Below are 18,428 nucleotides of genomic sequence, written 5' to 3'. Positions count from 1 at the left end.
AGCTCCTGCATTGGGATTCGCGTTTCCCTGTAGGAGCTGCCGCAGGCTGCGATCTTTTGCTTTTAAGCTTTCACACCGCCGAGCGGTGGCAATTTCGCCAGTTTCAACGCCACCAGCAGCGCCACCAGCAACAGCGCTCCAATGAACAGGCCAATCCCGTTCCAGCCGCCCAAATGCCAGAACACCCCGCCCGCCGTGCCGGCAATGCTGGAGCCTGCGTAATAACTGAACAGATACAACGACGCCGCCTGGCCCTTGGCCTTGGTCGCGCGCCGGCCGATCCAGCTGCTCGCCACCGAGTGCGCACCGAAGAAGCCGAAGGTGAAGATCAGCATGCCGACGATCACCAGCAGCAGCGACGTGAACATAGTCAGCGCAAGGCCGGCGAACATCAGCGCGATGGTTGCCCACAACACTTTGCGCCGCCCCAGTTTGTCCGCCAGCGAACCGATCTTCGCCGAGCTGTAGATGCCCGACAGGTACACCACCGACAACAGGCCGACGAACACCTGATCGAGATTGTACGGCGCGGCCAGCAGGCGATAGCCGATGTAGTTGAACAGGGTGACGAAGGCGCCCATCAGCACGAACGCTTCAAGAAACAGCAGCGGCAGGCCGGCGTCGCGAAAGTGCATGGTGAAGCCATCAAACAGGCTGCGTGGGTGCAGCGAGCGGGAGCGGAAGTTGCGCGACTCGGGAAGGATTTTCCAGAACACTGCCGCCGCAACCAATGCCAGACCGCCGATCACCAGCATCGCCGTGTGCCAGCTGACAAAGTCGATCAGCACCCCGGTGATCAAGCGCCCGCTCATCCCGCCAATTGCGTTGCCGCCGATGTACAGGCCCATCGCCAGACCGATGTGCTGCGGATGGATTTCCTCGCTCAGGTAAGTCATCGCCACGGCCGCCAGGCCGCTCAGCGACAGCCCGATCAGCGCGCGCATGATCAGCACGCCGTGCCAGCTCGGCATCACCGAGCTGGCGATGGTGCACAGCGCGGCGGCGAACAGCGCCGCGACCATCACCGGTTTACGCCCGATGCGGTCGGAGATCGGCCCGGTGATCAACAGTCCGAAGGCCAGCATGCCGGTCGCCACCGACAGAATCAGGCTGCTTTGCGCCGCGTTGATCGAATATTCGTGGGACAGCAGCGGCATCATCGGTTGCACGCAATACAGCAGGGCGAAGGTCGCGAAGCCGCCGCTGAACAGCGCCAGCACCGTGCGCATGAACATCGGCGTGCCTTTTTCGATGTAGATCTCCTGCAACTCGGCGATGACATCGTCCGTCGCGGCAGGCGGAACTTCATGGGCAAGAGGGGCGGCGGCGGTTTTCACATCAGACCTCGGAGGACACGGCCAGGCAGGCAATGAAAAAATCATATAGCTGGCTAATGTTTCTATCCAATATATTGTTCGACCTGTTTGATAGCTTTAACGACCTAATGAGGTTTCCATGGAATTGCGTCATCTGCGCTACTTCATCGCCGTCGCCGAAGAACTGCATTTCGGCCGCGCCGCACAGGTGCTGGGGATCTCTCAGCCACCGCTGAGTCAGCAGATTCAGGCGCTGGAGCAAGAGGTCGGCGCGCGGTTGTTCGAACGCACCAATCGTCGGGTCGAGCTGAGTGAGGCCGGCAGATTGTTTCTGCAGGAGGCACGGCTGGTGCTGGCGCAGGTCGACAAAGCGGCAGACGTTGCCCGGCGTGCGCAACTGGGCGAACTGGGCGAATTGAAAATTGGCTTCACCTCGTCGGCCCCGTTCAACTCGACCATTCCCCAGGCGATTTTTTCTTTTCGCCAGCGTTTCCCGGCAGTGCACCTGAACCTGCGGGAGATGAGCAGCACCATGGTCGCGGATGCGTTGGTGGATCAGTCGATCGAAGTCGGGATCATGCGCCCGCTGGGCCTGCCGGATTCGCTGAGTGTGGTGGAGCTGATGCGTGAGCCGCTGGTGGCGGTGCTCGGCTCCAAACATCCTTTGGCGCAGGGTAGCGAAGAAGGGCTGTTCCTCTCGGCGCTGGCGCTGGAACCGTTCGTGTTCTTTCCACGCAGCTACGGCAGCGGGCTGTATGCGCAACTGCTCAGTCTGGCTCGCGATGCCGGATTCAGTCCGCACTTCGCCCAGGAGGCCGGTGAGGCGATGACCATCATCGGTCTGGTCGCAGCGGGGCTGGGGGTTTCGGTGTTGCCGGCGTCCTACCAGCGGATGCGCATCGACGGTGTGGTCTACCGGCCACTGCTTGATCCAGAGGCGGTGTCGGCGGTGTGGCTGGTGCAGCGCAAGGATCAGAAATCGCCGATGGCCAAGGCGTTTGTCGAACTGCTTACGCGCAAGGTCGAACCTTCAAAAGCCTGATTGCTGAGCAATCAAATCGCGAACAGGCTCGCTCCCACAGGGAACGCATTCCAAGGTGGGAGCGAGCCTGCTCGCGAAGGCGTCAACTCAAACACCGACGCCCTCAGGGCAACCGCACCAGATCCCCCTTCAACGCCACCCGCGTCACAAATATCCCGGCCCGGCACTCATAAGTATTCAAATCCTTGCGTACATGCTGGTCGTAATAACTGACGATATTGACCACCGTATTCGCCCCGACCCGCTTGGCGTCGGCCTGCAACTTGATCAGGTTCGACTGCAGCACCCACTCGCAGGAATCGTGGTCACTCTTGTTGAAGCCGTTGGTCTTCAGATCACTGACCACATCGCGGCGCAACAAGCGTTGCGTGCCCTGCGGCCCATTGCCGATCAGATAGAACTTCACACTGCCATCCAGCCGCCCGGCGCGAATCGCATCCGAGAGCACGGTTTCGAACGGCATGTACATCAGGTTGGTGGCATGGCTGGCGCTGGGCAATAGCCCGAGGAGTGCGGCGGTGATCAGGGCTTTCACTTGCATGGTCATCTCCTTGACTTTGCGAGTCAGCATTCAACGATTTAACGAGTGTAGACACCGTGCGTCGGTGCAGAAAAAACCATCTGGAACATTTGTAGCTCAAGGGCTACACTTCCTTGCATGCCCGAGATTATTCGAAGTTCAACATTCTCCAGCTGGCTTTTGAAGCTGGCTGACAGCCGCGCCAGGATGCGTATTCAGGTGCGCATTGATCGTATGGCCGATGGGAATTTTGGTGATGTCAAAGCCGTCGGTGAGGGGCTCAGCGAAGTCAGAATTGACTATGGCCCCGGATATCGAGTCTATTTCATGCAACAAGGTCGGCAAGTGGTGATCCTCCTTTGTGGTGGAGACAAGAGCAGCCAACCCCGAGATATCAAGCAAGCCAGGCTCATCGCGGAGTCCTGGCAGGAGCAAAACCCATGACCGAACAATTCACTCGTTGGGACTCTGCCGAGTACCTCAAGACAGAAGAGGACATGGCTAATTATCTGGATGCCTGTATGGAGGAGGCTGGAGATGATCCTGCCTTTATCGCCAAGGCCCTGGGCACCATTGCGAGAGCGCGAGGCATGACCCAAGTCGCACGTGACGCCGGGCTGTCTCGAGAAAGTCTCTACCGTGCACTATCAGGTGAAGGAAATCCTGAGTTTGGAACGATTCTGAAAGTGGTGAAGGCGTTGGGCTTGAAGTTACATGCCAGCACTTGAGCTGAACTGAATAGCAAAGGGCGCCGCAAGGCGCCCTTTGTCGTTTCTACAGTTCAATCAATCCACGTGCGCCAAATCCCCACGCAACGCCACGCTCGACACCACCAAGCCGGCGCGGCACTGGAATTTCTCGGTGTCTTTGTACAGGTCGCGCTGGTCGACGCTGGCGATGTTGATCACGGCGTTGGCGTCGGCTTTTTTCGCGGCGTTCTGCAGGGTGGCGAGGGCCGATTGCAGGGCCCAGAAGCAGGCGTCGGTGTCGGATTTGTTCGAACCGTTGGTCTTGCGGCTGCTGCTCACGGTGTCGAGTTTGCGCACTTGCTTGGGCAGGGTTTCGCCGGCCAGGTAGAACTTCACGCTGCCGTCCAGCAGGCCGGCGTCGGTGGCGCGTTTGACGCCTTCGCGAAAGCTCAGGTAGGTCGGCTCGTCGGCGCCTTGCTTGACGATGCCCAGGTCGTTGACGAACTCGATGTCCGGGTTGATCGACAACTCCTTGAGCACGTTGTCGCGCAGACGGTTGACCCAACGGTTGTAGTTGCCGTGGATCTTGCCGTCCTTGGCGTCGAGGCCGTAGCTGCTGCGGTAGTCGATTTCAAACGAGGTCGGGCTGAACGGGATGTCGACTTCGGCGTGGTGACGGCCGCGTACGGTAATCGCTGCCTTGATCATGCCCGGGCGCACCGACTGCACGACCCACTGGCGGTCGTTGAGTGCGGTGACGATGGCGCGGCTCATCTGCGCCTGGGTGAAGCCGAGGTTGGGCGAGAACTCTTCCTTGGCGTTGTAAACCGGTTTGCTGGTGCAACCGCCGAGCACAAGGGCCAGGGCCAGCAGGGCGGCGATGCGGTGAAACTGAGTCATTCCCTTCACTCCAAACGTGTTGCGGTCAGTGCCAGCGGCGGAAAATCAACGAGGTGTTGACGCCACCAAAAGCGAAATTGTTGTTCATCACGTGCTCGTGATGCATCTGGCGGAATTCGCCGCGCAGGTAATCGAGTTTGCCGCAGTGCGGATCGACCTCGTCGAGGTTGAGCGTGTGCACGTACAGGTCGCGATTGAGCATTTCGATGCTGAACCACGACTCCAGCGCGCCGCAGGCCCCGAGTGTGTGGCCGAGAAAACTCTTCTGCGAGCTGATCGGCATGTGTTCGCCGAACAGACTGCTGGTTGCCAGTGTTTCGGCAATGTCGCCCTGTTCTGTAGCGGTACCGTGACCATTGACGTAACCGATGTCATCCGGCGCAAGCCCGGCATCTTCCAGCGCCAGTTCCATGGCACGGCGCATGGTGACCTGCTCGGGGCGGGTGGTGTGCTGGCCGTCGGCGTTGCTGCCGAAACCGACGACCTCGGCGTGGATCCGCGCGCCGCGAGCCAGCGCATGCTCCAGCTCTTCGAGCACCAGCATGCCGCCGCCTTCGCCGATCACCAGACCATCGCGGCCCTTGTCGTACGGACGTGGGCTGGTCTGTGGCGCGTCGTTTTTCAGGCTGGTGGCGTACAGCGCGTCAAACACCATGGCTTCGGTCGGGCACAGCTCTTCGGCACCGCCGGCGAGCATCAGCGGCAGACGCCCGAACTTGATCGCCTCGTAGGCGTAGCCGATGCCCTGACTGCCACTGGTGCAGGCGCTGGACGTCGGGATCAGGCGCCCGGTGAGGCCGAAGAAAATGCTGATGTTGGCCGCGGTGGTGTGCGGCATCATCCGCACGTAGGAGTTGGCGTTGAGACCCTCGGCCACCGAGTTGAGCAGCATGTTGCCGAAGGCCTTGATCTCGTCGGTGCTGCCGGTGGATGAGCCACACGCCACACCCATGCGCCCGTCCTTGATCGATTCGTCACCGAGCAGGCCGGCGTCGGCCAGTGCCTGTTCCGCCGCGCCCACTGCCAGCCGTGACACCCGACCCATGCTGCGCAGTTGCTTGCGAGTCCAGTGCGCGGGAACTTCAAAATCATCGATCGGCCCGGCCAGACGGGTGTTGAGTTCGCTGAAGCGGTCCCACTCGTCCATGCGGCGAATGCCGCTGCGGTTGGCCGCGAAGTTGCCGGCGATGGTCTGCCAGTCGCTGCCCAACGAAGTGATGCCGGCCATGCCGGTGACGACGACGCGCTTCATCAGCACAGGCCTCCGTTGACCGCCAGGACCTGACGGGTGATGTACGAGGCTTCCGCCGACATCAGGAAATTCACCGCAGCAGCGACCTCTTCCGGGGTGCCCATGCGTTGTGCGGGGATCATTTTCATCAGTTCTTCCACCGGCACGTTTTCGTCGAGCATCGCCGTATCGATCAGGCCCGGCGCGACGCAGTTAACGGTGATTTTGCGCTTGCCCAGTTCAATCGCCAACGCTTTCGCGGCGCCGATCACCCCGGCCTTTGAGGCGCTGTAGTTGACCTGGCCACGGTTGCCGATCAAACCCGACACCGAGGTGATGCAGACGATCCGACCGGCGGCGCGACGGCGGATCATCGGCATCATCACCGGGTGCAGGACGTTGTAGAAACCGTCGAGGTTGGTGCGCAGCACCACGTCCCAATCGTCATCGCTCAGCGCCGGAAAAGCGCCATCGCGGGTCAGGCCGGCGTTGAGCACCACGCCGTAATAGGCGCCGTGGGTTTCGACGTCGGTTTCGAGAATGATTTTGCAGGTTTCGCGGTCGGCGACGTCGAATTGCAGGATGCGCGCGTGACGCCCCAGTGCTTCGACTTCGGCTTTCACGGCCTGGGCTTCAGCCACGCCGCTGCGGCAATGCAAGACGATGTCATGCCCGGCCTGCGCCAGACGCAAGGCAATGGCGCGGCCGATGCCACGGCTGGAGCCGGTGACCAGTACGGATTCAGTCATCGTTCGACTCTCTGTTTTGTTCAAGGTATTGGCTGGGCTGCGGCGGGCGGAACACGTTCAAGCGTGCGCTGGCCTCGATGCCGGGGGCGTTGATGTGGCATTCGAAAACACCCATGCCGTTGTCGTCTTCCAGCGAACGGATACCGTGGATGGTCAGTTCGCTGCCGGCCGGAAACGCCTCGACGTTGCACTCGAATTTGCGCGTGCCGAGGAGGAAACCCAGCTCCACCGGGTTGCCCTTCTGCCGTGCATGGCAACCGGCGAACGCGGCGACGCTCTGCGCCATCAACTCGATGCCGACCCACGCCGGCAGGCTGCCGTCGGGCAGGCTGAACAAGCCGTCGGGCTTGACCGTGAGGCGGGTGTGGATCTGCTCTTCGTCGAAACCGAGGATGTGCTCGATCAGAATCATGTCGCCAGCGTGGGGCAGCAATTCGGCGAGCGGCCAGTCGTTCATGGGGCGTCTCCGATAATCAGGCTGACGTTGTTGCCGCCGAAAGCAAACGAGTTGCTCATCAAGTAGCGGGGTGCAATGGACGACAGGCGTTCGCTCGCGGTCACCCACTTCAGCGCCGGCAAGTCGGGTTCGGGCTGGGCGTCCCAGACGTGTGGCGGCAACGCTTGCTGCGGGTTGTCGGCGCTCAGGCTCAGCCAGCAGAACGCCGCTTCGAGGGCACCGGCAGCGCCGAGAGTGTGCCCGGTCATCGGCTTGGTCGACGAGCAGGCCACGCCTTCAGGGAACAGCGTGGCGACCGCCAGACTTTCCATCGCATCGTTGTGCTGGGTCGCGGTGCCGTGCAGGTTCAGGTAGCTGATTTGACCGGCTTGCAGTTGCGCGCGGTGCAAGGCTTTCTGCATCGCTTGCAGGGCGCCGCGGCCGCTCGGTTCCGGCGCGGAAATGTGGTGCGCGTCGGAGCTGGCGCCGCTGCCGAGCAGGGCAATGGCCGGGCCGTCGCCGCGTTGCTTGCTCATCAGAAACAGCACCGCCGCTTCGCCGATATTAATGCCATTGCGGTTGGCCGAGAACGGATTGCAGCGCTCGTCGGACACCGCTTCCAGTGAAGTGAAACCGTTGAGCGTCAGTTTGCACAGGCTGTCGACCCCGCCGCACAGCACCGCGTCGCACAGGCCGAGATCGAGCAGGCGCTGCGCGCTCATCAACGCCCGCGCACTGGAAGTGCAGGCAGTGGAAATCACATAGGCCGGGCCGCTCAGTTGCAGCCAGTCGGCAAGAAAATTCGCCGGGGCGCCGAGCTCCTGTTGCCGATAGTCGTACTCAGCAGGGAACTGCTGCTCGCGAAGGTAATGCGCCAACCCGCGACTGGCTTCGTCGATCCCCGAGGTGCTGGTGCCGAGCACCACGCCGATGCGTTCGCGACCATAGATTTGGATCGCCCGGTCGATGTCCTCGCGAATCTGCAGCGCGGCTTCCAGCAGCAGTTGATTGTTGCGGCTGCTCTGGTCGGCCAGTTCGGCCGGAATCGCCGCCAGCTCACCGTGCACCGCCGCCACCGGCAACTCACGCCCGGCCACCCAGCCGGACTCGCGGCGCATGCCCGAGCAGTCACCGGCAAACAGGTTGTGCGCGACCTGTTGCTTGTCGCGGCCCAAGGCGCAGATCACGCCGAGGGCATTGAGGTAGGCAGTCATGGCGTCGGTTCACCGAGGGCAGAAACCCGATAGTGCGGGCCTTGGGGCAGGTTCAATTGGAAACTCAACGGTTGTGCATAACGGATCGTCCAGCGCGGCGCCAGCGTGCGTTGCTCGCCCTGCTGTTGTGCGACGGGATAATTGCGCGCCAGTTCGCCGGACGGCGTCAGGGCGAACAGCAACGCGGCAAACAGCTCCCGGGCTTCCGGGTTGGGCGGCAGCAGCCCGTCGGCCTGCCAGCGACCGTCGATCAGTTGCTGACGCGCCTGCGGGATGCCCAGCGGGTCCATCATCGACCAGCGGATGCCGGGGCCTTCGCGCTGGATCACCAACAACCAGTCCTGACGCTGATCGGCTTGCTGGCGTTCGATGTGCAGTTGCAGCGGTAACGGCAGCGTCGGGTTGCCCGCTGGCAGCGGGGCCTGGCTGGCGCAGGCGCTCAACAGAAGCATCATGCTGACCACAAAAAGTCGCCACAACGCGGACACTGTGGGAGCGAACCTGCTCGCGAAGACGCCGGCACATTCAACAAAGAGGCTGGCTGACCCATCGCTATCGCGAGCAGGCTCACTCCTACAGGTTATGTGTCGCATCAACGATCACCTTCAAGCGGCTTGCGGGCAACGACATTCACCAACGTTTCCTCACGCTTGCCAAACGGCTTTGGCCGGCGCAATCCGAATCGTTCCAGCAGTCCGAAATCCTGCGACCGGCTCCACCACAGATATGGGTACGAGACATTGCGCTCGCCAAACTCGAAACCCTGCTGGCGAATCATCTCCAGGTACTGCGCGGCGCTCTTCTGCACATGCATCGGATGGCGGAACAGCCAGCGGATCACCCAAGTATCAATGTAAGCCTCGGTGGACTCGGCGAACAGCAGATAACCGCCCGGCTTCAGTACGCGGTAGAACTCGGCGAGGGCTTTTTCCTGTTCGACCAGATGATGAAAGGTCTGATGGCAGAACAGCAGGTCGACACTGGCATCGGCCACATTTAGCGTTGCGCAGTCGCTGCCGATCAGCTCGACGTCGAAGCCCTGCCGCACCGCTTCTTCGGCGCTCAGTTGCAGGCTGTGCGGATCGGCATCGACGCCGATCAGACGCAGTGGGGCGAAGGTCTGGCGCAGGTGGCGGAACGATTTGCCCTGACCACAGCCGGCATCCAGCAGCACCGGATTGGCCGGCAGCGACTCGCTGAACAACCCGCGCAGGTCGTTGATCGCCACGCGTAACACATGGTGCTGCCAGGTGTGGCTGCGCAGGAACCAGAAACCGAAGCGGGTTTCCTCGACGTAGCTGTCGCTCAAGTAATTCATGGGGCGTCCTTTGCACAGAGTTCGGAAATCATCTTCAACCGGCGGCGCGCTTCGCTGACGAACGGGTTGCGTTCATCCCAGGCGTAGCCGGCGAGGATCGAGCAGATCATTCGGCGTATGTCGGCCTGACTGTCTTGATAAAAAATCACGTCCTGGAAGGTGCCGGCGTACCAGCCTTCGACGTAGCAGCGAAACGTGTCGACACCACGTTTGAGTGGCTCGGCGAACTCGCGCTGCCAGTCGACGGTTTCGCCCTGCAACTGCCGGTGCAGGACGGCGGCGGCCATGCTCGCCGAACGCATGGCGATGGTCACGCCCGAAGAGAACACCGGGTCGAGAAACTCCGCGGCGTTGCCGAGCAGGGCGAAGCCCGGACCATGCAGGGTTTTCACATTGGCCGCATAACCGCCGAGGGTGCGCGCCGGGGTGTCCCACACGGCGTTGTCCAGCACGCCTGCAAGGCTCGGGGTTTCGGCGATGAAGCCGCGCAGGCAGGCGTCCAGATCGCTGTCGCGACCCTTGAAGTGTTCGGCGGCAGCCACCACGCCCACCGAGCAGCGACCGTTGCTGAACGGGATCGTCCAGAACCAGATGTCGCGGTGCTCGGGGTGGGTGGTGACGAGGATCTTCTCGCGGTCGAAGGCCGGGTTGTCGATGTGATCTTCAACGTGGGTGAACACCGCCTGGCGCACCGGGAAATTCGATGGTGCTTCCAGCTCGAGCAAGCGCGACAGCACGCGCCCGTAACCGCTGGCGTCGAGTACAAAATCCGCGTCGACGCGGTACTCGCTGCCGTCTTCGCGCAGCACGTCGAGCTGCGGCTTGGCGCGGTCGAAATCGACGCGGACGATGGCGTCGCCGTAGCGGATTTCGGCACCCTGCAATTCAGCCTGATCGGCCAGCAGCTTGTCGAAATCGGCGCGCTGCACCTGGAACGTGGTGGGTTTACCTGCGGTGAAGGTGTCGCTGAAATCGAAGGCGCTGTAGCGCTCGCCCCAGGCGAACGCAGCACCGGTCTTGTGCTGGAAGCCGGCGGCGTTGACGGCGTCGAGCATACCGGCCTCTTCGACGAAATCCAGGCAATGGCTGAGCAGGCTTTCGCCGATGGAGAACCTCGGGAAGTGCTGGCGCTCGAGCACCAGCACATCGTGGCCCTTGCGCGTGAGCAGCGCAGCGGCGATGGCGCCGGACGGGCCGGCACCGATGATCACTACCTGACGACGTTGCATTTCAACGGTTGGCACGTGAACTCCCGGGCGCAGTGGCGATGGTTTTCAGGGGCGCGCGGTGCAGGCCGATCAGGGCCGGCAACAGCGTCGCGATCAGGCCCATCAGCATCAGCGCGAAGTACAGTGCCGGGCTGATCAGCTGTTGTTGCAGCAACAGATTGAGAAAGACGATTTCGCTCAAGCCGCGAATGTTCAGCAGCACGCTTTCACGCCAGCGGCTGGCGCCTTCGAACGAGGCACCGGCCCAGCCAAGACCCAGCCAGTTGCCGAGCAGTTTACTGGCAATCGGCAACAGCAGCAGCGCCGCCCATTGCACTGCGCCGAGGCTGGCGAGGGCGCTGTGCACGTCGATCTGCACGATGCCGAAGGTGAGGATCAGCGGGATCGCGATCCACGTCTGCAAACGGCTCATCCACCGCGCGGGCAATGGCAGCACCAATGGCACTTTCAGCAAGGCCATGCACAGCAGATAACCGATGCCGAAAATCAGCGCGTTGAGCTTGTAGTGCTCGGCCAGCACCAGCAGCGCGAAGAAGCCGAGGCTGTAGGTCAGCGGTCGACGCACGCGCAACAGATGCAGCAGCACCGGCACGCAGGCCAAGCCGAGCGGCAGCAACAGACTGCTCAAATGCAGACTGCCCTGAGCGAGGCCGAACAGTGTCCAGCAGGTCAGGTCGATGAGGATGGCGGTCTGCACCAGACGCCGGGTGGCGGCGGGCGGATAGTCGATGTGGCGCAGGTACAGGTACAGCACCGGGATCGCCGTGATCGCGAACACCAGACCGATCGCCAGCGAGTTCAGCCACGGTTGCGCCGGCAGCAGCCAGCAGGCGGCGGCCAGACCGCAAGCGAACGGCACGGCAAAACTCGGCACGGCGATTTTCACGCTCTGGCGGTCCAGTCGCAGGTCGATCACATCACTGAGAATGTGCCCGAGCAACAGCGCAAAACTCAGGCTGTAGAGGTCTTTCAGCCACCCCGGCGCAATCAGTTCGGCGCCGCTGAGCTGCCAGCCCGGTTCGATCCAGAAATACATCAGCAGCGGCAAACCGAAGCTGGCCAGCAGCAACTGGCTGACGATCGGGATCAGGCCGAAATGCCGACCGACACCGGTCGCCACAGCGAACAGTGCCAGGGCCATCAGCCAGAAGCTGACGACCATCATGCTGCCGACTCCACGACGGCGGCGCGGTGGACGTGACGTCCGGCCCACGGCGCCAGAATGAAACTGAAGGCCAGCCCGAGGCTTACCGCCAGGCCGAAGTTGCTCACCGCCGGCGTACTGGACACCGCCAGCAGCCCGAACGACAGCCAGGTCGTCAGCGCTGCCAGCAAGGTGCCCAGCAGGCTGACAGCCGCACCGCCGACCTGCTCACGCATGAGGATCGCGTAATCGACGCTGATCGCCGTTACCAGCAGCAGGCCGAACAGGCTGAACAGCGTCAGCGGCTGGCCGAGCCAACCGAGGCTGGCCAGGCTGCACAGTGCCGCCAGCAACGGCAGGGCGACGATGCGCAAGGCGCCGCCGAAGCCGAACGGCACGATCAACACCAGCACGATCAACACGCAGGAGGCGAGTTTCAGTTCGGCGGCGCTGATTTGGGTCTCGGCGAACACCGCGTTCAATTCGCCGAGACGATCGACCAGCATCACCCCCGGCAAGTCCAGCGCCTGCACCCGCAGCAGTGACGGATTGTTCAGCCCTTGCAGGCTGGTCATCGCCGCCACGCCGTCATCGGTCGGCCCGAGCCACAGCGTGCGGTAAGGCTCGCCCAACGGCCCGGCCAGTGCCGCGTCGATGTCCTCGGCGGGCAGCTTCTGCAACTGTTGCAACTCGGTTTGCAACGCCGCGAGCGGTACGCCGAGGTCGAGCAACGGCTGCCAGAACTGCGGCATTTTGCTCAGCGCTTCGCGAACCTGCTGTTGCTGGCTCGGCGGACTGAGCAGTTGATCAAGCGCCAGGTAGCCTTGCAGCTTGTCGAGGTTGACCAGTTGCTGCAGACGCTCGCTCAACGCAGCCTGACGCTCCAGCAGTTGCTGCTGATTGGCGCCACGCACGAGGAAGAACTGGCTGGTCGGCTGATAGCCGGTGATGCGTGCGATGGTTTGTGCTTCATCGGTCAGGCGTTGTGGCGCACCGACCCACTGGCGGATGTCGTTCTTGCTTTGCAGCTGCACCAGACCGCCGGCGCAGAAGGCGATCAGCAGCGCCAGCAGCACCGGGGTGCGCACGTGTTCGAGCAGGGTTTCGCGCAGTTGCACCAGACGCTCGGCCAGACGCAGCGGCCATTGCGCCGGCTGCAGTTCAACGTTTTTCAGCAGGGCCGGCAGCAGGCACACCGCCGACAAATAAGCGCCGAGCAAGCCGGCGGCGGAGAACACTGCGATTTGCGTCAGCGCCGGGAAGGGCGTCCAGGCCAGCGCCAGATAACCGATGGCGCTGGTGATCAGGCTCAGCGTCAGTCCGGACAGGGTCAGGCGCAGCGCCGGCCAGCTGCGCCACGGCTTGAGGCTCCAGCTTTTCGACAGATAGTGCAGCGGGTAATCCACCGCCACGCCGATCAGGCTGGAACCGAGCACCAGCGTCATCACATGCATGTGGCCGAACAACGCCACGCAGGCCACCGCGCCGAACAGCATGCCCACCAGCACCGGCACGAACGCCAGCAGCACCCGCCAGCGACGAAACGCCAACAGCAGCAACAGCAGAATCCCGAGGGTGGCGCCGCCGCCGACCCAGGTCATTTCGCGGGTGGCTTGTTGCTGACCGTTGGCGGCGTAGAGCAGGCCGCTGGCGGCCAACAGTTGTACGTCGGCTTTCGCTGCCTGCGCGCGACTGTGCTGCAGCAGATCGGCGACTTTCAGCGGCAGGTTCATGTCGAAGGCATTGCCGGTGGTGCGCGCGCGCAGCAGCACCCAGCTCTTGCCGTCGGCATCGGCGACCAGTGCGCCGCTGCCGATGTCCAGTTGCACCGCGCCGTGTTTCGGCTGGCTGTTCTGGATGCGCCCGGTCAGGCCTAGCCAGTCGTCTTGGCTCGGTACCAGAGTGAAACCGTTGAACGGGTCGAACAGCGCCTGCACCCGTTGCTGAATGAACGCATCGGGATGCTCGCTCAGCAGTTGCCGGTCATCCGCCGAGAGCATCGCCAGTCGACCTTGCAGCAGTTGCGTGCGCAGCGCCGGCAGATCCGCCTGCAGGTTCCACTGGACCTTTTCGAACAGACCGCTGGCCTGCCATTGCTCGCCCAGGGTCTGCGCCATGGCCACCGCTTGCTGGCGATCGGCATGGCCGACCAGCACCAGCATTTCCCGATTGAGCGGCTCCTGCATGCGTTGTTCGGCGCGCAGTTCGAGGGCGTCAGGATTGGTCCCGGGCACCAGTTCCATGAGGTTGGCCGACAGCGGTGCACCGTCGCGCCACTGCCATCCGGCCAGCGCGACGACCGCCAGCAGCAGGATCAGAAACAGCCACGGCAGCCTGCGTTCACTCGGCAAAGTCATGTTGCTCCGCTTCGCTCAACGGTTGACTGGCGCTGCTGTCTTTCATGCGCAGCACGGTGCTGTCGCCCTGGGTTTCCAGCAACTCGATGGTCTGTACCAACTCACCGCCGTCGATATTGATTTGATTGAACACTTGCTTGAGCAGCACCGAGCGCGGGGTCAGGGTGAGTTTCCACTGCTGTGCGTCGCCGCTCAGCGCCAGTTCGAAGTCCCGTTGCAGGCCGCTGCTGTCGCCTTGCAGCACAGCGAGGAACAAACGGTTCTGTTCGGCGCCGGCGCTTTTGTTCGGCAGCAGTTGCCAAGCGTTGCCGTCACGACGGGCGATGCCTTTGGCGGTGATGCGGTAATCCTGTTGCAGCGGGGTCTTGAGCAGCCAGAGCAGGCCGTGATTTTTCGCCAGCACGAAGCTGCCCTTGCTGATCAACGGCTGAGGCAGGGCGCGCAGGTGTTTTTCCTGAATGAACTGGCCGTGGATCACTTCCGGTTTCGCCAGTTGTTCGCTGAGCTGTTGCAGGTCGAAGGCGTTGGCCAGCGTCGACACGGCGAGCAGCGCCAAAGCGCCGAGAAATTTATTGATCAGGTTCATCGCAGCATCCCTTCCACCGCGTCGGTGAACGCTTTGGGTGAGGCCATTTGCATCTCGCGGCTGCTGATTTCGACCGCCACCTGCACCGAGCTGGCACGGGTCAGGCGTTCGCCGGTCTGCAGGTCGGTGATCAGATAATTGATCTTCAAGCGGTTCTCCCACTCCACCAGACTGGCGCGTACGTTCAAGCGTTGGCCGAACACCGCGCCACGCACATAACGCAGTTGCAGGTCGATGATCGGCCACGCGTAGCCGGATTCGGACATCTGCGTGTAGTTGTGGCCGATCTTGTCGAGCAGCGCGCAGCGCGCGACTTCCAGGTATTTGACGTAATGCCCGTGCCAGACCACGTGCAGGGTGTCGACGTCGAAAAACGGCACGAGGATTTCCGTGTCGGCGTGCAGCACTCCTGCGCTACGCATGCAGCCTCCAGTGTTGCTCGGCGATGCGTTGCAGGCACAGGCGCAGTTCGCCTTCCAGTGCACGGTCTTCGATGACCGGCGGGAAGTCCTTGGCCAGTTCTTCGTGCATGGCGGCCAGCGAAGGTGGCAGCGCACGCGCGTCTTCATCGCGACCGCGCAGCCAGACGCCCTGATTGGCCGCGAGCAACGTGGCGGCGGCGACTTGCTCGGTCAGCTCCAGCACGCGGATCGCGTCACGGGCGGCGATGGTGCCCATGCTCACCTTGTCCTGGTTGTGGCACTCGGTGGAGCGCGAGAACACGCTGGCCGGCATGGTGTTTTTCAGTGCTTCGGCGGTCCAGGCACTGGTGCCGATCTGCACGGCCTTGAAGCCGTGGTTGATCATGGCGCGATCCGCCGGGGCGCCGGACAGATTGCTCGGCAAGCCATGGTTGTAGCGCTCGTCGACCAGCAACGCGAGCTGGCGGTCGAGCAGGTCGGCGACGTTGGCCACCAGATTTTTCAGGCTGTCCATGGCGAACGCGATGTGTCCGCCGTAGAAGTGCCCGCCGTGCAGCACGCGCTCGGCTTCGGCGTCGATGATCGGGTTGTCGTTGGCGCTGTTGAGTTCGGTCTCGATGAACGCACGCAGCCAGTTCAGGCTGTCGGCCAGCACCCCGAGCACGTGCGGGGCGCAGCGCAGCGAGTAGCGATCCTGCAGGCGATGCAGCGGTGCGGTCGGCGCGTCGATCGCCAGATCCTTGCGCAGCCACGCGGCGACTTGCATCTGCCCCGGATGCGGCTTGGCGGCGAACAGACGCTCGTCGAAGTGTTCCGGATTGCCTTGCAGCGCGACCACGTTGAGCGCGGTGATGCGCGTGGCCAGTTGCAGCAGATAGTCGGCGCGGGCGTAGGCGAGGCTGGCGAGGCCGGTCATCACCGCCGTGCCGTTCATCAAGGCCAGCGCTTCTTTCGGGCGCAGCACCAGCGGCGTCCAGCCCAGTTCGCGATGCACGTCGGCAGCCTGGCGACGCTCGCCACGGAACAGCACTTCGCGCTCGCCGGACAGGGTGGCGGCGACGTAGGACAGCGGCGTCAGATCGCCGCTGGCACCGACCGAGCCTTCTTCCGGAATCAGCGGCAGGATGTCGTGTTCAAGGAAGGCGTGCAGGCGCTCCAGCAGTTCGATTCGCACCCCGGACACGCCGTGGCACAACGACTGCAAGCGCGCCGCCAGCACGGCGCGGGTGGCTTGGGCGTCGAGCAGTTTGCCGAGGCCGCAACCGTGGAAGGTGTAGAGATGACGCGGCAGTGCCTCGACGTGATGCAGCGGTACCGCGACCACGCAGGAATCGCCGTAACCGGTGGTCACGCCATAGATCACGCCTTCCTTGTCCAGCAGCGAATCGAGGAACCGTGCGCCTTTGGCGATGCGTTCGCGGTAGGCGGCGTCACTCTGCAACTGCACGGGCGCCTGACGGTTGGCCAGGGCCAGCACGTCTTCGATGCGCAAAGGGCGTTCGCCGAAGGTTACCGGCTCATGGGTTGGCGTCGTCATCGGTCTTCCAGAAAGGGTAAAAGTTGAACCATTGGTGCGGGGCTTCAAGGCAATAGTGACTCAGGCGCTGCGCGTAGCGGGTGGCCCACTGATGAATGACCTGCTCGCGCTCGCGGCGCGTCCACACCACGCTGTCGGTGAACGGTTCGAGGGTCAGGCGATAGTGGCCGTCCGGTTGTTTCAGGCACATCAGCAGATTGACCGGGCACTTGAGCAAACCGGCCAGCAACCATGGGCCTTGCGGAAACGCTGCCGGATGGCCGAGAAAGTCCACGGTGACGCTGCGCCCGCCGTGCAACGGCACGCGGTCGCCGGCAATCGCCAGCCATTCGCCGCGCTCCAGGCGTTCGTGCAGTTGCAGCATGATCACCGGGTCCAGTTCGCTGACCTGAATCAGGCGCAGGTTGGTCGCGCCGGCCTCACCCAGCAAGCGGTTGAACTGCTCGGCGTGCTTGGTGTGCACCAGCACATTCATGGTGACCTTTTCGCCGATCTCGGCCAGCGCCCGGCACACCTCGAGGTTGCCCAGGTGCGCGCCGACCAGCAGTTGCCCGCGACTGCCACGCAACTGATTGCGCAGCAGTGCCGGGTCGATGATTTCGATCTGCTCGATGCGCAGCTTGCCGTTCCACACGTCGAGCTTGTCGAGCAGCGAATCGGCGAACGCCATGAACTGGCGGAACACGCGCCAATAACTCGGGCGCAATTCGGCGCGGTTGCTCCAGTCGGCCAGCCGTTGCTGGTATTGCCAGGCACTGTTGCGTGCGGTACGGCCGAACAGGAAGAAATACAGGACGATGCCGTACAGCAGCGGACTGAGCAGGCGTCGGCCAAGCACCTTGGCGGCGAACGCGGTGAATTTCATCAGCAGGAAGCTGCCGCGCTCTTCGCGGTCGGCCCAGTGCTTCTTGTCGGTCTCGACGCTCATGTGCGCCACCGGCGCCAGAGGATGACGGGCAGGCGCAGCAGCATGCCGAAGAACAACCGGGTGTGCATGCTGGAAATCAGCGCGTTGTCGTGGAACAGACGGAAGTGCGAGACGCCGTCCAGCGGGTAATGCACGCTGGTCTGCAGCCAGCGCATCGGCTGGTTGCGCCACGACAGGCGCACGAGGATGTCCGAGTCGAAATCCATGCGCTTGCCGACTCGCGCCGAGTCGATTACCGCCAGCGTCGGAGCCAGCGGATAGACGCGAAAGCCGCACATCGAATCGCGGATCTGCAACGACAGGGTGTTGATCCAGACCATCACGTGGGTCAGATAACGCGCGTACAAGCGGCCCTTGGGCACACTCTCGTCGAACAGCGGATAACCGCAGATCATTGCGTCCGGGTGGACGCGGGATTCCTCGACGAAACGCGCGACGTCGTGCAAGTCGTGTTGACCGTCGGCGTCAACCTGCAAGGCATGGGTGAAGCCCAGACGCGCCGCTTCGCGCAGGCCGGTCATCACCGCGCCGCCCTTGCCCTGATTGAGGGTCAGGCGCACCAGATGCACGTTTTCGCGCTCGGCCAGCGTATCCAGCACCCGCGCGCAGGACGGAGTGCTGGCGTCGTCCACCAGAATGCACGGCAGGCCTTGGGCGAGCAGGGCATCGACCACGGTGCCGATCGCGGTTTCATGGTTGTAGACCGGAATCACGGCGCAAGGGTTATGCATTGAACACATCCCCACTGTGGCGAGGGAGCTTGCTCCCGCTCGAGTGCGCAGCACTCGCTCGCAGTTTTGCGTGGACCGA

General features: G+C 63.0%; 20 protein-coding genes. 3 read left to right on the top strand and 17 right to left on the bottom strand.

Features of this window, described 5'->3' with window-relative positions; genetic code table 11:
* Positions 1 to 62: 62 nt before the first annotated feature.
* Complete coding sequence (locus BW33_RS20220; RefSeq protein ID WP_442965408.1) at positions 63 to 1,382, bottom strand: MFS transporter; 1,320 nt, start codon at positions 1,380 to 1,382, stop codon at positions 63 to 65.
* A 73-nt stretch (positions 1,383 to 1,455) separates the two neighbouring features.
* Between BW33_RS20220 and BW33_RS20215 the strand changes: the two genes are divergently transcribed.
* Positions 1,456 to 2,358 (top strand): LysR family transcriptional regulator, encoded by a 903-nt coding sequence (locus BW33_RS20215; protein WP_047600811.1) that lies wholly within the window; start codon positions 1,456 to 1,458, stop codon positions 2,356 to 2,358.
* Between the two features lie 103 nt (positions 2,359 to 2,461).
* Here the strand turns inward: BW33_RS20215 and BW33_RS20210 are convergent, their stop codons facing one another.
* Positions 2,462 to 2,899 carry a hypothetical protein gene (locus tag BW33_RS20210; RefSeq protein ID WP_047600810.1) on the bottom strand — a complete coding sequence of 146 codons (438 nt, stop codon included), beginning with the start codon at positions 2,897 to 2,899 and terminating at the stop codon, positions 2,462 to 2,464.
* A gap of 117 nt (positions 2,900 to 3,016) precedes the next feature.
* On the opposite strand from BW33_RS20210, the gene BW33_RS20205 reads away from it, so the two are divergent.
* Together BW33_RS20205 and BW33_RS20200 are read left to right on the top strand one after the other, a co-directional pair.
* Positions 3,017 to 3,322 (top strand): type II toxin-antitoxin system RelE/ParE family toxin, encoded by a 306-nt coding sequence (locus BW33_RS20205; RefSeq protein ID WP_041074898.1) that lies wholly within the window; start codon positions 3,017 to 3,019, stop codon positions 3,320 to 3,322.
* Positions 3,319 to 3,606 (top strand): addiction module antidote protein, encoded by a 288-nt coding sequence (locus tag BW33_RS20200; RefSeq protein WP_007943750.1) that lies wholly within the window; start codon positions 3,319 to 3,321, stop codon positions 3,604 to 3,606. The genes BW33_RS20205 and BW33_RS20200 overlap by 4 nt, the downstream gene beginning before the upstream one ends.
* A gap of 57 nt (positions 3,607 to 3,663) precedes the next feature.
* Here BW33_RS20200 and BW33_RS20195 read toward each other — a convergent pair whose 3' ends face one another.
* The 15 genes from BW33_RS20195 to BW33_RS20125 are packed head-to-tail and all read right to left on the bottom strand — an operon-like array spanning position 3,664 to position 18,349.
* Positions 3,664 to 4,467: a hypothetical protein gene (locus tag BW33_RS20195; protein WP_047600807.1), complete on the bottom strand. Its 804-nt coding sequence runs from the start codon at positions 4,465 to 4,467 to the stop codon at positions 3,664 to 3,666.
* 25 nt (positions 4,468 to 4,492) lie between these two features.
* Entirely contained in the window at positions 4,493 to 5,719 is a 1,227-nt protein-coding gene (locus BW33_RS20190) for a beta-ketoacyl-ACP synthase (RefSeq protein ID WP_047600806.1), read from the bottom strand.
* Positions 5,719 to 6,447 (bottom strand): 3-oxoacyl-ACP reductase FabG, encoded by a 729-nt coding sequence (fabG, locus tag BW33_RS20185; protein WP_047600805.1) that lies wholly within the window; start codon positions 6,445 to 6,447, stop codon positions 5,719 to 5,721. Before fabG ends, BW33_RS20190 begins: the two co-directional genes overlap by 1 nt.
* On the bottom strand, positions 6,440 to 6,904 hold the full coding sequence (locus BW33_RS20180) for a hotdog family protein (RefSeq protein ID WP_047600804.1): 465 nt from the start codon (positions 6,902 to 6,904) through the stop codon (positions 6,440 to 6,442). Before BW33_RS20180 ends, fabG begins: the two co-directional genes overlap by 8 nt.
* Positions 6,901 to 8,097 carry a beta-ketoacyl-[acyl-carrier-protein] synthase family protein gene (locus BW33_RS20175; protein WP_047600803.1) on the bottom strand — a complete coding sequence of 399 codons (1,197 nt, stop codon included), beginning with the start codon at positions 8,095 to 8,097 and terminating at the stop codon, positions 6,901 to 6,903. Before BW33_RS20175 ends, BW33_RS20180 begins: the two co-directional genes overlap by 4 nt.
* On the bottom strand, positions 8,094 to 8,690 hold the full coding sequence (locus tag BW33_RS20170) for a hypothetical protein (RefSeq protein WP_236645228.1): 597 nt from the start codon (positions 8,688 to 8,690) through the stop codon (positions 8,094 to 8,096). Before BW33_RS20170 ends, BW33_RS20175 begins: the two co-directional genes overlap by 4 nt.
* Positions 8,690 to 9,415, bottom strand: coding sequence for a class I SAM-dependent methyltransferase (locus BW33_RS20165; RefSeq protein ID WP_047600802.1), 726 nt, complete (start codon positions 9,413 to 9,415; stop codon positions 8,690 to 8,692). Before BW33_RS20165 ends, BW33_RS20170 begins: the two co-directional genes overlap by 1 nt.
* Entirely contained in the window at positions 9,412 to 10,659 is a 1,248-nt protein-coding gene (locus tag BW33_RS20160) for an NAD(P)/FAD-dependent oxidoreductase (RefSeq protein WP_047600801.1), read from the bottom strand. The genes BW33_RS20165 and BW33_RS20160 overlap by 4 nt, the downstream gene beginning before the upstream one ends.
* A complete protein-coding gene (locus BW33_RS20155) occupies positions 10,646 to 11,809 on the bottom strand; it encodes a hypothetical protein (RefSeq protein WP_047600800.1) in 1,164 nt (387 codons plus the stop codon). Before BW33_RS20155 ends, BW33_RS20160 begins: the two co-directional genes overlap by 14 nt.
* Complete coding sequence (locus tag BW33_RS20150) at positions 11,806 to 14,145, bottom strand: MMPL family transporter (protein WP_047600799.1); 2,340 nt, start codon at positions 14,143 to 14,145, stop codon at positions 11,806 to 11,808. Before BW33_RS20150 ends, BW33_RS20155 begins: the two co-directional genes overlap by 4 nt.
* Positions 14,129 to 14,731 carry an outer membrane lipoprotein carrier protein LolA gene (locus BW33_RS20145; RefSeq protein ID WP_047600797.1) on the bottom strand — a complete coding sequence of 201 codons (603 nt, stop codon included), beginning with the start codon at positions 14,729 to 14,731 and terminating at the stop codon, positions 14,129 to 14,131. The genes BW33_RS20150 and BW33_RS20145 overlap by 17 nt, the downstream gene beginning before the upstream one ends.
* On the bottom strand, positions 14,728 to 15,153 hold the full coding sequence (locus tag BW33_RS20140; protein ID WP_047600796.1) for an acyl-CoA thioesterase: 426 nt from the start codon (positions 15,151 to 15,153) through the stop codon (positions 14,728 to 14,730). The genes BW33_RS20145 and BW33_RS20140 overlap by 4 nt, the downstream gene beginning before the upstream one ends.
* Positions 15,146 to 16,690: an HAL/PAL/TAL family ammonia-lyase gene (locus tag BW33_RS20135; protein WP_047600795.1), complete on the bottom strand. Its 1,545-nt coding sequence runs from the start codon at positions 16,688 to 16,690 to the stop codon at positions 15,146 to 15,148. Before BW33_RS20135 ends, BW33_RS20140 begins: the two co-directional genes overlap by 8 nt.
* Positions 16,671 to 17,618 carry an LpxL/LpxP family acyltransferase gene (locus BW33_RS20130; RefSeq protein WP_047600793.1) on the bottom strand — a complete coding sequence of 316 codons (948 nt, stop codon included), beginning with the start codon at positions 17,616 to 17,618 and terminating at the stop codon, positions 16,671 to 16,673. Before BW33_RS20130 ends, BW33_RS20135 begins: the two co-directional genes overlap by 20 nt.
* The gene (locus BW33_RS20125; protein WP_047600792.1) at positions 17,615 to 18,349 is read right to left on the bottom strand and encodes a glycosyltransferase family 2 protein; all 735 of its coding nucleotides are present in this window, start codon (positions 18,347 to 18,349) and stop codon (positions 17,615 to 17,617) included. Before BW33_RS20125 ends, BW33_RS20130 begins: the two co-directional genes overlap by 4 nt.
* Between the last annotated feature and the right edge of the window lie 79 nt (positions 18,350 to 18,428).

This window comes from Pseudomonas sp. RIT288 (genome assembly GCF_000631985.1).
GTDB lineage: Bacteria > Pseudomonadota > Gammaproteobacteria > Pseudomonadales > Pseudomonadaceae > Aquipseudomonas.
The sequence above is the reverse complement of the archived record's forward strand: the minus strand, read 5'-3'. Positions and strand labels throughout refer to the sequence as shown.

Coding starts and splice junctions, on each gene's coding strand:
- BW33_RS20220 (WP_442965408.1), bottom strand. CDS start 1,382: ATGATTTTTTCATTGCCTGCCTGGCCGTGTCCTCCGAGGTCTGATGTG.
- BW33_RS20215 (WP_047600811.1), top strand. CDS start 1,456: ATGGAATTGCGTCATCTGCGCTACTTCATCGCCGTCGCCGAAGAACTG.
- BW33_RS20210 (WP_047600810.1), bottom strand. CDS start 2,899: ATGCAAGTGAAAGCCCTGATCACCGCCGCACTCCTCGGGCTATTGCCC.
- BW33_RS20205 (WP_041074898.1), top strand. CDS start 3,017: ATGCCCGAGATTATTCGAAGTTCAACATTCTCCAGCTGGCTTTTGAAG.
- BW33_RS20200 (WP_007943750.1), top strand. CDS start 3,319: ATGACCGAACAATTCACTCGTTGGGACTCTGCCGAGTACCTCAAGACA.
- BW33_RS20195 (WP_047600807.1), bottom strand. CDS start 4,467: ATGACTCAGTTTCACCGCATCGCCGCCCTGCTGGCCCTGGCCCTTGTG.
- BW33_RS20190 (WP_047600806.1), bottom strand. CDS start 5,719: ATGAAGCGCGTCGTCGTCACCGGCATGGCCGGCATCACTTCGTTGGGC.
- fabG (WP_047600805.1), bottom strand. CDS start 6,447: ATGACTGAATCCGTACTGGTCACCGGCTCCAGCCGTGGCATCGGCCGC.
- BW33_RS20180 (WP_047600804.1), bottom strand. CDS start 6,904: ATGAACGACTGGCCGCTCGCCGAATTGCTGCCCCACGCTGGCGACATG.
- BW33_RS20175 (WP_047600803.1), bottom strand. CDS start 8,097: ATGACTGCCTACCTCAATGCCCTCGGCGTGATCTGCGCCTTGGGCCGC.
- BW33_RS20170 (WP_236645228.1), bottom strand. CDS start 8,690: ATGCGACACATAACCTGTAGGAGTGAGCCTGCTCGCGATAGCGATGGG.
- BW33_RS20165 (WP_047600802.1), bottom strand. CDS start 9,415: ATGAATTACTTGAGCGACAGCTACGTCGAGGAAACCCGCTTCGGTTTC.
- BW33_RS20155 (WP_047600800.1), bottom strand. CDS start 11,809: ATGATGGTCGTCAGCTTCTGGCTGATGGCCCTGGCACTGTTCGCTGTG.
- BW33_RS20150 (WP_047600799.1), bottom strand. CDS start 14,145: ATGACTTTGCCGAGTGAACGCAGGCTGCCGTGGCTGTTTCTGATCCTG.
- BW33_RS20145 (WP_047600797.1), bottom strand. CDS start 14,731: ATGAACCTGATCAATAAATTTCTCGGCGCTTTGGCGCTGCTCGCCGTG.
- BW33_RS20140 (WP_047600796.1), bottom strand. CDS start 15,153: ATGCGTAGCGCAGGAGTGCTGCACGCCGACACGGAAATCCTCGTGCCG.
- BW33_RS20135 (WP_047600795.1), bottom strand. CDS start 16,690: ATGACGACGCCAACCCATGAGCCGGTAACCTTCGGCGAACGCCCTTTG.
- BW33_RS20130 (WP_047600793.1), bottom strand. CDS start 17,618: ATGAGCGTCGAGACCGACAAGAAGCACTGGGCCGACCGCGAAGAGCGC.
- BW33_RS20125 (WP_047600792.1), bottom strand. CDS start 18,349: ATGCATAACCCTTGCGCCGTGATTCCGGTCTACAACCATGAAACCGCG.